Source organism: Patiriisocius marinistellae (genome assembly GCF_009014635.1).
In the GTDB taxonomy this organism is placed as follows: Bacteria; Bacteroidota; Bacteroidia; order Flavobacteriales; family Flavobacteriaceae; genus Patiriisocius; species Patiriisocius marinistellae.
The window spans coordinates 163,932-177,335 of the sequence record NZ_BKCF01000004.1 but is presented as its reverse complement, the minus strand read 5'-3'; the positions used below and the strand labels follow the sequence as shown (position 1 = coordinate 177,335).

At 32.0% G+C, this 13,404-nt stretch carries 13 protein-coding genes; 7 read left to right on the top strand and 6 right to left on the bottom strand.

The window, feature by feature from the left end:
* Window positions 1–17 precede the first annotated feature (17 nt).
* Both GB234_RS11165 and GB234_RS11160 read right to left on the bottom strand, forming a co-directional pair.
* A complete protein-coding gene (locus GB234_RS11165; RefSeq protein WP_151894649.1) occupies window positions 18–257 on the bottom strand; it encodes a hypothetical protein in 240 nt (79 codons plus the stop codon).
* 33 nt (window positions 258–290) lie between these two features.
* Window positions 291–749: an SRPBCC family protein gene (locus GB234_RS11160; protein WP_151894648.1), complete on the bottom strand. Its 459-nt coding sequence runs from the start codon at window positions 747–749 to the stop codon at window positions 291–293.
* Window positions 750–907: 158 nt separating this feature from the next.
* Here GB234_RS11160 and GB234_RS11155 point away from each other — a divergent pair, with 158 nt between their 5' ends.
* The 7 genes from GB234_RS11155 to GB234_RS11125 all read left to right on the top strand — a co-directional run bounded on the left by GB234_RS11155 (window position 908) and on the right by GB234_RS11125 (window position 9,840).
* Window positions 908–2,857: a peptidylprolyl isomerase gene (locus GB234_RS11155; protein WP_151894647.1), complete on the top strand. Its 1,950-nt coding sequence runs from the start codon at window positions 908–910 to the stop codon at window positions 2,855–2,857.
* On the top strand, window positions 2,857–3,711 hold the full coding sequence (locus GB234_RS11150) for a peptidylprolyl isomerase (RefSeq protein WP_151894646.1): 855 nt from the start codon (window positions 2,857–2,859) through the stop codon (window positions 3,709–3,711). Before GB234_RS11155 ends, GB234_RS11150 begins: the two co-directional genes overlap by 1 nt.
* The gene (locus GB234_RS11145; protein ID WP_308645066.1) at window positions 3,689–5,149 is read left to right on the top strand and encodes a peptidylprolyl isomerase; all 1,461 of its coding nucleotides are present in this window, start codon (window positions 3,689–3,691) and stop codon (window positions 5,147–5,149) included. Before GB234_RS11150 ends, GB234_RS11145 begins: the two co-directional genes overlap by 23 nt.
* Before the next feature lie 4 nt (window positions 5,150–5,153).
* A complete protein-coding gene (locus GB234_RS11140; protein WP_151894644.1) occupies window positions 5,154–6,107 on the top strand; it encodes an AAA family ATPase in 954 nt (317 codons plus the stop codon).
* 120 nt (window positions 6,108–6,227) lie between these two features.
* Window positions 6,228–6,413, top strand: a complete 186-nt coding sequence (locus GB234_RS11135) for a hypothetical protein (RefSeq protein ID WP_151894643.1) — start codon at window positions 6,228–6,230, stop codon at window positions 6,411–6,413.
* 461 nt (window positions 6,414–6,874) lie between these two features.
* Complete coding sequence (locus GB234_RS11130; RefSeq protein WP_151894642.1) at window positions 6,875–9,145, top strand: aconitate hydratase; 2,271 nt, start codon at window positions 6,875–6,877, stop codon at window positions 9,143–9,145.
* A gap of 134 nt (window positions 9,146–9,279) precedes the next feature.
* Window positions 9,280–9,840, top strand: a complete 561-nt coding sequence (locus GB234_RS11125; protein ID WP_151894641.1) for a TlpA family protein disulfide reductase — start codon at window positions 9,280–9,282, stop codon at window positions 9,838–9,840.
* A gap of 6 nt (window positions 9,841–9,846) precedes the next feature.
* On the opposite strand, the gene GB234_RS11120 is transcribed toward GB234_RS11125, so the two are convergent.
* The 4 genes from GB234_RS11120 to crtID form a co-directional block, all read right to left on the bottom strand.
* Window positions 9,847–10,539 (bottom strand): lycopene cyclase domain-containing protein, encoded by a 693-nt coding sequence (locus tag GB234_RS11120; RefSeq protein ID WP_151894640.1) that lies wholly within the window; start codon window positions 10,537–10,539, stop codon window positions 9,847–9,849.
* A gap of 12 nt (window positions 10,540–10,551) precedes the next feature.
* A complete protein-coding gene (locus GB234_RS11115) occupies window positions 10,552–11,001 on the bottom strand; it encodes a sterol desaturase family protein (protein ID WP_151894639.1) in 450 nt (149 codons plus the stop codon).
* 62 nt (window positions 11,002–11,063) lie between these two features.
* Complete coding sequence (locus GB234_RS11110) at window positions 11,064–11,906, bottom strand: phytoene/squalene synthase family protein (RefSeq protein WP_151894638.1); 843 nt, start codon at window positions 11,904–11,906, stop codon at window positions 11,064–11,066.
* 7 nt (window positions 11,907–11,913) lie between these two features.
* Entirely contained in the window at window positions 11,914–13,371 is a 1,458-nt protein-coding gene (gene crtID / locus GB234_RS11105; protein ID WP_151894637.1) for a bifunctional phytoene desaturase/3,4-desaturase, read from the bottom strand.
* Window positions 13,372–13,404 lie beyond the last annotated feature (33 nt).

Here is a 13,404-nt window from a genome sequence, read left to right as displayed (position 1 = left end):
CTTAATTTTATTAAATACTACTCTTTATATAATTGACCTCGGTTAGGTTTTAATCGCGCTCTTAAGTCTTGCATGTTTTCTTCGTCGATAACCATGTAAGCAATATGATGCACATCACTTAATTTTTCAACATCACAGATTGTGTTTTCAAGACTTTCGGTGATAGCAAATTCATTAAGGTGAATTACATGGTGTGATGCAATTTTTGAAGCATTGGGACCTTTGAAATCCCAAATCATTTTTATTCTTTGACTCATTTTTATTTGTTTTATTTCTGCAGCGCTTTTAATCTATTTATCTGCAACTGATGTCCCGTTTTCTACAAAATTTTTAAAATCATTTAAATATTTTTGAGACTGCTTTTTAAATGCTTTGGGCATAAGAAAGCCCATTGCTTTCATCATAAAGTTATTGAATATAAATTGTGATTCACTCAGCCATTGAGTTGTATTTTTATCAATTGCGGTAAAGTAGTTTTTCTGAATATTTTTGGCTGTGCCTGTGTCATAACTAGCATGAAATTCTGACGGGAAGTTATTCTTTATAATTGTTTCGGTCATGGTCATATCTCTTTTTCCCATTTTATAGCGTAATTCCATTTGGGCTCCTGCAGTACCTGGAGTGTTTTGATTTAGTATTTTGTAACTAATAAAACCTCTTTGCCAGTGTTTCATGTTTTCTGGATTGTCAAGTTTTTCTATGACTTCAGAAATAGGTTTTTCAATAATAACTTTAGTCTCGTAATTCATTTTTGTAATGGTTAGTTGTATTGTAAATATATTTAAAATTTCAGAAGAAGATAGACTAATATTATTGCTTTAACGTTAGTGTAACTCATTTGTGTAGCGCTGTTAAATTGTTATTTTTGCAAAATTAAAAATTGTTTAGGCTCAGATTAAAAAATACTATGAATAAAAATGTAATTCTCTTAGTTTTTCTCGCAACTATTTTTAGTGCTTATGCACAGAAAAATAAGGATGTTTTAATGACAATTGATGGAAAGCCTGTTTATAGTCAGGAGTTTATAAATGTTTACAAAAAAAATCTAGATTTAGTCAAAGATGAAAAGCAAAAATCTGTAGATGGATATTTAGATTTGTTTATTGATTATAAGCTTAAAGTCACTGAGGCTTATGCGCAGGGTTTAGATAAGGATAAAGTGTATAAGCGTGAGTTTGAAAAATACCGTGATCAGTTATCTAGAAACTATATTTATGAAACTCAAGTGACTGAAAATTTAGCGCTTGAGGCTTATGAAAGATCTAAAGAAGAGATAAATGCAGACCATATTTTAATCAAAGTTGGTTATGATGCTTCTCCTCAAGATACGCTTACAGCATATAATAAAATTAGTGAAGCACGTGCCAGGGCTCTTTCTGGAGAAGATTTTAAAAAGTTAGTAACTGAATATTCTGAAGAGCCTGGAGCGGCAAAACGTGGAGGGGCATTAGGGTATTTTACAGCTTTTTCAATGGTATACCCTTTTGAAAATATGGCGTATAAAACTAAAAAGGGTGATATTTCGCAAATTGTTAGGTCAAGTTTTGGTTACCATATAATTAGTGTCAATGACAGAAGGCCTTCAAGCGACCCTGTGATAGCATCGCATATTATGATTTTAATCAAAGATGGTAATGATATTGATGCTGAAAAGAGAATCAACGAAATTTACCAATTACTGGAGCAAGGTGGTGATTTTTCTTCATTAGCAAAAGAGTTTTCTGATGATAAAAACTCTGGTGCGAAGGGTGGTCTTTTAAAAATGTTTAAACGTGGGCAATTAAGATCTACTGAATTTGAAGATGTAGTTTATAAATTGGAAGTTGGTGAAATTTCAAAACCAGTAAAAACTAATTTTGGGTGGCATGTAATTCGTCTTGAAGAGCATGTTCCTTCAAAAACATACGAAGAACAGAAAGAAGATTTATTAAAAAGAATTGAACGCGGTGATAGGTCTAAGGTCATAGAGTCATCAGTAAATAAAAAAATAATAGATAAATATGGAGTGACATTGAATGATTATATGGATGATTTAAAAGATCATATTTCAGATGATATTTTTAGAAGAAAATGGGAGTTAGATACTTTGAAAGGAGCAGAGAATAAATTGTTATTAAATATAGGTGGGGATAAAAAAATCTATTTCAATGATTTTTTAAACTTTATAGTGAACAACCAGTCAAGTATAATATTGATTGACTCAAAAGAGCAGGTAATTAATAATCTTTATAAGCTTTTTGAGTCAAAACAATTAACTGAATATTTTAAAATGAAGTTAGAAGAAGAAAACCCAGAATATGGTGCTGTAGTCCAGGAGTACAGAGATGGTCTTTTAATTTTTGATGTTATGCAGAAAAACATATGGAAAAAAGCTGCAAATGATACAATAGGTGTTAGAAATTTTTACAACAAGGTAGCGTCTAAATACCAATGGCAAAATCGTGTAAAAGGAACTGAGTTCTCTGGAAGTAATAAAGAAATACTTGAGAAAGCCAGAAAATTACTTACTAATGGTATGATTTCTGAAAAGGTAAAGGAGTCTTTGAACAGTGGACAAAAAGTAAATGTGTTAATTACAGAAAGAGTTTATGAGAGTGGAGATTCAAATTTACCAACAGACTTTAAATTTGAAAAAGGAATTAGCGAAATTTTCAAAGTAGGAGATTCATATAGAATATTAAAAATAAACGAAATATTACCCGCTACACAAAAAACATTTGATGAAGTTAAAGGAAAAATATTAAATGAGTATCAAGGTGTTATTGAAAAAGAATGGATGAATAATCTACGTAAAAAATATAATGTTGAGGTAAATAAAAAGCAATTAAAAAAAGTTAAGAAAAGTATTGAAAAATAATGAGATATAGCCTTTTCATAATAATATCTATTTTTTTTTTTACTTCCTGTGATTTTTTGAACAGCGCTAGTAAAGAGGAGCCAGTTGCTCGAGTTGATAAAGTTTTTTTATATAAAGAGGATATTGAGGGTTTAATTAATGATGCTATTTCAAAGGAAGATAGTATAACAATTATCAATAATTATATAAATAGATGGGCAACACAGCAATTGTTAATAAATCAAGCAAATATTAATTTGCCAGCAGAGCAACTTGCTACGTACAATAGGCTTGTTGAGGATTATAAAAACGATTTATTAACAGAAGCATATAAAGGTGCGGTTGCGACACAACAGCTAGATAGTGTTATTTCTGAAAAAGAATATAAATTATATTACGAGGGAAATAAAGAAAACTTTAAACTTAAAGAATCTTTATATAAACTGCGTTACCTGCACTTAAATAAAAATTTTGCTAACCTTTCTGAAACGAAGCAACAATTTACTCGTTTTAATAAAGTAGATAAACAAGGATTAATTAAAGTGAGCTTACAGTTTAAATCTCAAAATTTAAATGACTCTATATGGGTTAAAAGAGAAGCCCTTTTAAAACAATTGCCAGTCATCCAAGCTCAAAGTGAAACAGTGCTAAAAAAGTCTCAATTTTCACAATTAGAAGATTCATTAGGAGTATATTTGGTGAAAATTATAGATGTACTTGAACCCAATGATATTGCGCCATTAGAGTATATAAAACCTACAATTAGTCAAATTATACTGAGTAAAAGAAAATTAGAGTTGATTAAAAAATTAGAAAGAGATATTACGAAAGATGCTATTAAAAACAAAAAATTTGAAATTTACACACCTAAATAAAATTGCAATTGCTATTATTCTATTAACCCAATCAATTGTATTTGCGCAAGAAGTTATTCAAGTTGATAGCACAGGAGTTGCCAAAGAAACAGAGTTAATACTAGATAAAAAACCAACTAATTTAAAGGATACAATTGTACCTTTTAAAAGGTTTAAAGCTGAGGGTGTTGCTGCGGTTGTGGGTGAATATGTAATTCTTGATAGCGATATTGACAAAAGTTATCTAGAGTTTGAACAAACAGGTGTTTCCACTGCAGACATTTCTAGATGTCAACTCTTAGGTAAATTAATGGAAGATAAATTATATATTCATCAAGCTCGTGTAGATAGTATATTAGTTAGTGATACAGAAATTAATCCTCAAGTAGATCAACTTGTTGAATATATGGTAGGTCAGTTAGGGAGTGAAGAAAAAGTAGTTGAATATTACAGAAAAGATAATATTACAGAGCTTAAAAATGATCTCCTTAAAGCTAAAAAAGATATTGAGCTAGCAAATAGAATGCAAGCTAAAGTTGTAGAAAATGCAGAAGTTACTCCAGAGGAAGTTAGACAATTTTTTTACAATATTCCAGAAGATGAACGCCCAGTATTTAGTGCCGAGGTAGAGATAGCCCAAATAGTTATTGAGCCTGAAGTTACAAAAGAAGCTAAGCAAGCGGTTATTGATAGGCTAAACGAGTTTAGAGCAGATATTGTTGAAAACGGGGCTAGTTTTGCTACAAAGGCAGTTTTGTATTCTAAAGATGGTGCTGCAGCTACGGGAGGTTTATTACCTAGTTTTAGACGAGGTGATCCTTATGCTAAAGAATTTAAAGATGTTGCATTTTCATTGTTAGAAGGAGAGGTTAGTGAGCCTTTTGAAACAGACTTTGGTTTTCATATTCTTAAAGTAGATAAGATTAAAGGACAAGAAGTAGATGTAAGACACATCATTTTATTCCCAGAATTATCGCAAGCGACAATTGATAAAGCAAAAGAAAAAGTTGATAAAATAAGAGAGAATATTATTAATGACAGTATCTCTTTTGGTGATGCAGCGCGCTTATATTCAGATCAAAAAGAAACACGAAATAATGGAGGTCAACTAGTAAATCCATCAAATCAAGATACGCGCTTTGATTTAACAAAAATGGACCCTACACTTGGAGCACAAGTTTATAACTTGCAAGAGGGAGAAGTTTCAAAAGTATTTGTAGATCAAGATAGAACAGGAAAAAAGACGTTCAAGTTTTTAACAGTTACAAATAGATACGATGAGCATCCTGCAGATTTCATTAAGGATTATGAAAAAATAAAGGAACTTGCATTACGTCAAAAACAGATAAACACAATTGAAAAGTGGCAGAACAAAAAAATTAAAGACACTTATATAAGTGTCGACAAAGATTACAAAGATTGCGAATTTGCCAGCAATTGGACTAAAAAATTAAAGTAAACCTATGTCAGACGTAGCAGCAGTAAAACAGCTTGTATCAAAATATGATGCCTTAAGGCAAGAAATAAAAAAAGTAATTGTAGGTCAAGATGCCGTTGTTGAACAGGTATTATTGTCAGTTTTTTCTGGAGGTCATGCGCTTTTAATTGGTGTGCCAGGTCTTGCAAAAACATTACTTGTAAATACAGTTTCTCAAGCACTAGGACTGCAGTTTAAAAGAATACAGTTTACTCCAGATTTGATGCCAAGTGATATTCTTGGTTCTGAAATATTAGATGAAAATAGAACCTTTAAATTTATTAAGGGCCCTATCTTTTCAAATATTATTCTTGCAGACGAGATTAACCGTACACCACCTAAAACACAAGCTGCACTTCTTGAAGCAATGCAAGAACGTTCAGTAACCGTTGCTGGGCAGAACTATAAATTAGATTTGCCATATTTTGTTTTAGCTACACAAAATCCTATTGAACAAGAAGGAACTTACCCTTTACCTGAAGCACAATTAGACCGCTTTATGTTCGCGATTAATCTTGATTACCCCACATTTGCTGAAGAGGTAGAAGTTGTAAAAAGTACAACTGCAGGCAAAGCCGAAACGGTTAATTCATTATTTAGCGCGCAGGAAATTATAGAGTTTCAACAATTAATACGTCGTATTCCTGTAGCAGATAATGTAATTGAATATGCCGTAACACTTGTAGGAAAAACAAGACCTAAAAGCCAAGCGGCACCAGAGATTGTAAAAAATTATATAGACTGGGGAGCAGGTCCTCGTGCGTCACAGAACCTCATACTAGCAGCAAAAGCAAATGCAGCACTGCAAGGTAAATTTTCACCAGATATTGCTGATGTGCAAAAAGTAGCAATTGGTATTTTAAGGCATAGAATGATTAAAAATTATAAAGCCGAAGCCGAAGGGCTTTCTATTGAAGAGATTATTACTAGTTTATTTTAGCCTTGCTAATATAATCAACAACAGAATATTCCTCTTTGAACCGATTTTATATATTGTTTATATTAGATAGGCTTATATGTTAAGATGCTAATATTATATTTTTGTTAAAATTACATTCTTATGAAAAATCTTCAATTGCAATATAAACTCGCATTAATAGGAGCAATTCTAATCATTATAGGTGCTTTTTTTAAATTAATGCATTTAGGGATAGGACTCCTACAAGCACCATTAATTTTAGGGATAGGTGTTATTTTATTATTTGCTGGTATTCTGATTGCGATTGTAAAAGCTTTTAAAAAGTAACTTGCTTTCATCAAAAGAATTTTAAGGGCTATGTATTCTTTCAAAATTTTTTCCTCCCTATATTATTGTTATCTTTTCTTTTGTGATCATTACACAGATTATTTTAAACAAGAATTTGAGATTTTATCTTTTGTTTTTTCTTATTTCAATAGGTTGTTTTTTAAGTAGAGTTTTAACTGGAGTAATTTTTACTGAAGCTAAAAAAAAATCTAAGCTAGATTAATTTTAAACTTACATTTCATTTTTCATAAATTAAATTGCTAATATGATAATTTCAACTGTCTAAAATTATCATATCTTCAAAATTTGAAATAAATTGTCATCAAACTTTAAATAATTCGCATGTATTTGTCAAATATGTTGGAGTATTTTTAATTTATTTCAATTTTTTGTACCTTCGCAACACTTGTAATTAAAGAGATTGCAGGTAATTACACATAAAAACTAAAACAGAAAAGAATATGGCATTCGATATTGACATGATAAAAAAAGTGTACGCCCAGATGGCTGAGCGTGTAGATAAAGCACGTGAAGTTGTAGGGAAACCGTTGACACTTTCTGAAAAAATATTATATAATCACCTATGGGATGGAACACCATCAAAAGCATTTACAAGAGGTAAGGATTATGTAGACTTTGCTCCAGACCGTATTGCGTGTCAAGATGCCACCGCACAGATGGCTTTATTACAGTTTATGCAGGCTGGTAAGGATAATGTAGCTGTTCCTACAACAGTTCATTGTGACCACTTAATTCAAGCAAAGCAAGGTGCAAAGCAAGATTTAAAAAGAGCTAATGAAACAAGTAATGAAGTATTTGATTTCTTAGGATCAGTTTCAAATAAATTTGGAATTGGTTTCTGGGCACCAGGTGCAGGAATTATTCATCAAGTAGTTTTAGAAAATTATGCATTTCCTGGAGGAATGATGATTGGAACAGATAGTCACACTGTAAATGCAGGTGGTTTAGGAATGATTGCCATTGGAGTAGGTGGAGCAGATGCTGTTGATGTAATGGCAGGAATGGCTTGGGAACTAAAATTTCCGAAGTTAATAGGAGTAAAGTTGACAGGAAAATTAAGTGGATGGACTGCGCCAAAAGACGTAATTTTAAAGGTAGCTGAAATTCTAACTGCTAAAGGAGGAACAGGTGCTGTTGTTGAATATTTTGGACCTGGTGCAACGGCAATGTCGTGTACTGGTAAGGGGACTATATGTAACATGGGAGCCGAAATAGGAGCGACGACTTCAACTTTTGGTTACGATGATTCTATGGAACGTTACTTGAGAGCTACAGACCGTGCAGATGTTGCAGATGCTGCAAACAAAGTAAGGCCTTACTTAACAGCTGATAAGGAAGTTTATGAAAACCCGGAGCAGTATTTTGATCAAGTTATCGAAATTAATTTATCTGAATTAGGACCACTCTTAAATGGACCTTTTACACCAGATCTTTCTACACAAGTAGGGAAAGATATGACTGCAAAAGCAACTAAGAATGACTGGCCTATGCAAGTTGAGTGGAGTTTGATAGGTTCTTGTACAAACTCTTCTTATGAAGATTTATCAAGAGCATCTTCAATAGCAAAGCAAGCATTAGACAAAGGGCTTAAGTTAAAAACTTCATTAGGGATTAATCCAGGTTCAGAACAGGTAAGATATACAACTGAGCGTGATGGTATTTTAGGTTTATTTGAAGAACTTGGTTCAACAATATTTACAAATGCATGTGGACCATGTATAGGGCAATGGGCTCGTTACGACGACCCAAAGAATGCACCTAAAAATAGTATTGTACATTCCTTTAACCGAAATTTTGCAAAACGTGCAGATGGTAACCCTAATACACATGCCTTTGTAGCATCACCAGAGTTAACAGCAGCTATTGCGCTTTCAGGTCGTTTAGATTTTAACCCTATGACAGATACACTTTTAAATGAAGATGGTCAAGAGGTTAAACTTGATGAGCCTACAGGATGGGAATTACCACCTAAAGGTTTTGAAGTAAAAGATAATGGTTATGTTGCGCCACACGAGGATGGTAGTGGTATTGAGGTAAAGGTAAGTTCTTCAAGTGAGCGTTTACAATTATTAACCCCATTTACTCCCATCAAGGATAGTGATATGCAAGGGATGAAATTGTTAATCAAAGCGTTTGGAAAATGTACGACAGACCATATTTCTATGGCAGGTCCTTGGTTACGTTTTAGAGGGCACTTAGATAATATCTCAAATAACTGTTTAATAGGTGCAGTAAATGCATTTGGAAAGAAAACAAACTTTGTTAAAAATCAATTAACAGGTGAGTTTGGTGGAGTGCCAGATACACAACGTGAGTACAAAAAAGCTGGTATTTACACGGTAGTAGTGGGTGACCACAATTATGGTGAAGGTTCTTCAAGAGAGCATGCAGCAATGGAGCCACGTCATTTAGGTGTTGCTGCGGTAATTGTAAAAAGTTTTGCACGTATTCATGAAACTAATCTTAAAAAGCAAGGTATGCTAGGATTAACCTTTGCAAACGAAGCAGATTACGATTTAATTCAAGAGGATGATACCTTTAATTTTGTTGATATTGCAGATTTTACGCCAGATACTCCATTAACAGTAGAGATTGTGCATAAAGATGGTAATAAAGATACAATTAAAGTAAATCACACATATAATGCTGCACAAATAGAATGGTACAGAAAGGGAAGTGCTTTAAATTTGATTAAAGAACAAAATGCTTAATTTTATTCAGCAATATTAAATATCTAAGCCCACAGAAATGTGGGTTTTTTTTATACTACAAATTGTAATCTATAACTCGTAAGTTAAAATTTTAATCTCGACTTTATTATAGCAATCAAAATTTACAGCCTACTATGAAATTTTTTAAAAAACATTGGGGAAATCTTCTCTTCTTAATAGTATTAGGATTATTGATTATTCCACAAACCAGAATGCCTATTCAAGTTTTTGCACAGCGTATAATATCATTTAGTCCTTCTGAAATTTCTGAGGATGAAAGAGTTTCTGTTGAAAAATATGATTGGGAATTAGAAACAAACAACGGAATTATTAAAAATTTGTCTGAATCAAAAGGAAACGTAGCTTTAATTAATTTATGGGCAACGTGGTGTCCACCGTGTGTAGCCGAAATGCCTTCCATGCAACGCTTATATAATGATTATGGTGATAGGGTTGATTTTTATTTTATTTCCGCAGAAAAACCAGCTAAGATTAAAAAATTTATGAAAGATAAGGGATATACCTTTCCGGTTTTCATTCAAACTCAAAAAGCTCCAGAAGTATTCTCCTCTCAAGCATTGCCTACTACATATGTAGTTTCAAAAAAGGGAGAGATTCTCATTGAAAAAGTAGGTGCAGCATCGTGGAATAGTAAAAAAGTAAGAGCACTGCTTACTACCGAAATAGAGAGATAGTCATCATTATAAAGCACTTTTTTGTCGTTCAAAATATTCTACTATTACAAATACTGTTAACAACATTCCTAATGCATAAACACTGTCTTCAATAGGTATTGTAAACATGCGTATTCCTAGATTCTCTGTATTGTTATACCACACAACTTGATTGTCTATAAAACTGCCCGTGAGTACACCGTTTATAAAAAAAAAAGGGATTAAAATAACTAAAAACGTGGGTAAAAATTTAGCTAAGAGTTTTATATTATAATTATAAACTAAACCTAATAATACAATTACATATAAAAAATTAATTAGCGTGTACCATTTATCAAAATTATACCACAATGTAATTATGAGAATACAATTAAGAGTTACATAAATTATCGATGTTGCTTTAGTAGAAAAAGCAAGATTAGGATAAAAATAATTTAGTGAGTAATGGGTAAAAAGACATGCATAGGGTATGCAGATAAAGAATAACCACTCTTCTATAGGTAAATTAAGAATTTTGTAACCCGAAATATAAGTTTCATTAAACCCCCATATTCCATTAATTGTAAAGATTATATCCCACGGGATAAAAAAAGCCATCATTATAGCAATGCCTATAAAAAGACCTTGCCACTTTTTATAAAATTGAAATTTAGGATAAAAACTAAATAAAAAAGGAATTATAAATGAACCTATATTTAAATAGAGATAAAGATATTTCATAAAGCAATTTTATTATTTTTTGAAATATTTCATAGGCGGGACAAGCATTCCAAAACATTCGCCTTTATCTTTTCCTAAATGTTTATGGTGCATTTTATGTGCTCTACGAATTCCTTTTGCATATCTATTATTGGCATTTCTGAATAACTTAAACCGCTGATGTATAAAAATATCATGAACCATAAAATAGGCTACTCCGTAAGAAAAAATACCAAGCCCTATTGGTAATCCCGCCCAAAATCCATAATACTGCCACCCAATAAAGCAGCCAATACTGATTCCTGCATAAAAAATAAAGAAAAAATCATTACGTTCCCACCAGCTAGAGTGGTCTTTATGATGATGGTCTTTGTGAAGACTCCATAAAAAACCGTGCATCACATATTTATGTGTTGCCCAAGCCATAAATTCCATAATCAAAAAAGTTATAAGATAAATTAATACCCAGTACACTGCATTCATACTCTTATTTTCATTTTTTATTTAAAATTGACTTCGGAAATTTTAATGATTTTGAGCTATAATTATTTGACTAATTTCAATTGATACTTAACATAGCTACGAGTAAGTAATCCAAATTTTTCATAATCAGGAACTCTAATGCGTGTATTTTTAATTTCTAATGCTGGGGTGTTTTGTAGTTTTTTTAATAACCTACGATAGTAGCGATATGCCATAAATACTCCAAATTTTGCTTCAGTGGGCAACATTAAAATGCCCTCATATCCTTTTTTAAAATCACCTTCAATGTCGTCAATAATAATTTGCTTTGATATTTCGTCTAATGCTTCCAAATTTGTATTTGGAAAATAAGTACGACTTAATCCTTCGAAGTCTTCCTTTAAATCTCTTAAAAAATTCACTTTCTGAAATGCAGAACCTAGCGCCATTGCATATTCTTTTAATTCATTGTACTTGATGATATCTCCCTTTACGAAAACTTTTAAACACATAAGTCCAACGACATCTGCAGAGCCGTAAATGTAGCTGTTGTATTCCTCTTCGGTTTTGTAAGTGTTTTTTGATAAGTCTAATCGCATACTCTTCATAAAAGCGTTAATAGAATCAAGGTCAATGGCGTATTTATGAACTGTTTCTTGAAAAGAATTTAATATTGGGTTTAAACTTATTTTTTCATTTAATGCATAGTGTAAGTTTTCTTCAAATCTATTAAAAAGTGTTTCTTTATCATAGTCATGAAAAGAGTCTACAATTTCATCTGCAAAGCGCACAAAACCATAAATATTATAAATGTCTTGTCTTATGCTAGGTGCAAGCATTTTTGTTGCCATAGAAAATGACGTGCTATATGCAGTCGTTACCTTTTGGCTACACTCTCTAGATACAATGTCAAAAATTTGTTTCAAAATGCTATCAATTTTTTTCGATAAGTCCTGCTACTAATTTTCCAGAAATTAGAGAAGGAGGAACGCCAGGTCCAGGAACACTTAACTGTCCTGTAAAATACAGGTTTTTTACTTTTTTACTTTTTAATTTTGGTCTCAAGAATGCGGTTTGTAAAAGCGTATTAGCCAATCCATATGCATTACCTTTATATGAGTTATAATCTTTAATAAAATCATTTATACAAAAGGACTCTTTAAATATAACATGTTTTTTTACTTCTTGACCTGTGAGTACTTCAAAACGGCTCATAATTTTATCATAAAATTTTTCTCGAAGTGCAGCTGTATCTTCTAAACCTGGCGCTAAAGGAATTAAAAATATTCCAGCTTCTTTTCCATCGGGTGCTGAATTACTATCAGTTTTGGATGGAAAGCTTGCATAAAATAATGGATCTTTTGGCCATGCTGGGGTATCATAAATTTCCTCAGCATGTTTTTCAAAATTAACATCAAAAAATAATGTATGGTGTTCTACATTTTTAATTTTCTTATCAAAACCAACGTAAAATAACAATGATGAAGGAGCAAAAGTTTTTCGTTCCCAATATGCCTCTGAATATTGCCTATATTTTTGAGGTAGTAATGTTTCGGTATGATGGTAATCTGCTCCGCTTAGGGTTATATCGCTTTTTATAATTTGGTCATTCACTTTTATAGCAGTAGCAGTGCCATTTTCTACTATTATGTTACTTACGTTTTGATTTGTTTTAATTACAACTCCCAAGCTTTCTGCTAAATCTTTCATTCCTTTAATAACAGAAAACATCCCGTTAACTGGGTGAAATGTGCCAAGACCAAAATCCGCATAATTCATAAAGCTGTAAAATGCTGGTGTGTTTGAAGGCTTGGCTCCTAAGAAAAGAACGGGAAATTCTAATATTGAAACAAGTCTTGGATTTGAAAATTCTTTACACACTTCTTTGCTAATTGTGCTAAAAAACTGTCCCACTTTTTTCATGGTCACAGGAGTAACAAGTTCTAGAGGTGAAACGCCAGGTCTATAAACTAAATCTTTTATTGCAATATTATAATTATCTAGAGCTTTCTTCATAAAAGCTTTGAGTTTTAAAGAGCTTCCTTTTTCTTCTGCTTCAAAAGCATTACATATTTTATCTAGTGTGTCTTCAATGGTTATGAAGTCATTATTTCCAAAATAAACACTATATGCGGGGCTTAGCTTTATCAACTCATAATAATTAGATGGCGCTTTTCCGAAGTCATTAAAAAAACGTTCAAAAACATCTGGCATCCAGTACCAAGTGGGGCCTATATCAAATGTGAAACCTTCTTTTTTTAACTGTCGTGCACGCCCTCCTATAGAATTATTTTTTTCATAAACAGTGACAGTATTTCCTGCTTGTGCTAGATATGAAGCTGCTGCAAGGGAGGAAAATCCAGAACCTATTATAGTTATTTTTTTATTCATTTTGTTTAACAAAGTTATCTAAAAAATAAACAA

Coding starts and splice junctions, on each gene's coding strand:
- GB234_RS11150 (WP_151894646.1), top strand. CDS start 2,857: ATGAGATATAGCCTTTTCATAATAATATCTATTTTTTTTTTTACTTCC.
- GB234_RS11160 (WP_151894648.1), bottom strand. CDS start 749: ATGAATTACGAGACTAAAGTTATTATTGAAAAACCTATTTCTGAAGTC.
- GB234_RS11125 (WP_151894641.1), top strand. CDS start 9,280: ATGAAATTTTTTAAAAAACATTGGGGAAATCTTCTCTTCTTAATAGTA.
- GB234_RS11130 (WP_151894642.1), top strand. CDS start 6,875: ATGGCATTCGATATTGACATGATAAAAAAAGTGTACGCCCAGATGGCT.
- GB234_RS11165 (WP_151894649.1), bottom strand. CDS start 257: ATGAGTCAAAGAATAAAAATGATTTGGGATTTCAAAGGTCCCAATGCT.
- crtID (WP_151894637.1), bottom strand. CDS start 13,371: ATGAATAAAAAAATAACTATAATAGGTTCTGGATTTTCCTCCCTTGCA.
- GB234_RS11155 (WP_151894647.1), top strand. CDS start 908: ATGAATAAAAATGTAATTCTCTTAGTTTTTCTCGCAACTATTTTTAGT.
- GB234_RS11120 (WP_151894640.1), bottom strand. CDS start 10,539: ATGAAATATCTTTATCTCTATTTAAATATAGGTTCATTTATAATTCCT.
- GB234_RS11140 (WP_151894644.1), top strand. CDS start 5,154: ATGTCAGACGTAGCAGCAGTAAAACAGCTTGTATCAAAATATGATGCC.
- GB234_RS11135 (WP_151894643.1), top strand. CDS start 6,228: ATGAAAAATCTTCAATTGCAATATAAACTCGCATTAATAGGAGCAATT.
- GB234_RS11115 (WP_151894639.1), bottom strand. CDS start 11,001: ATGAATGCAGTGTACTGGGTATTAATTTATCTTATAACTTTTTTGATT.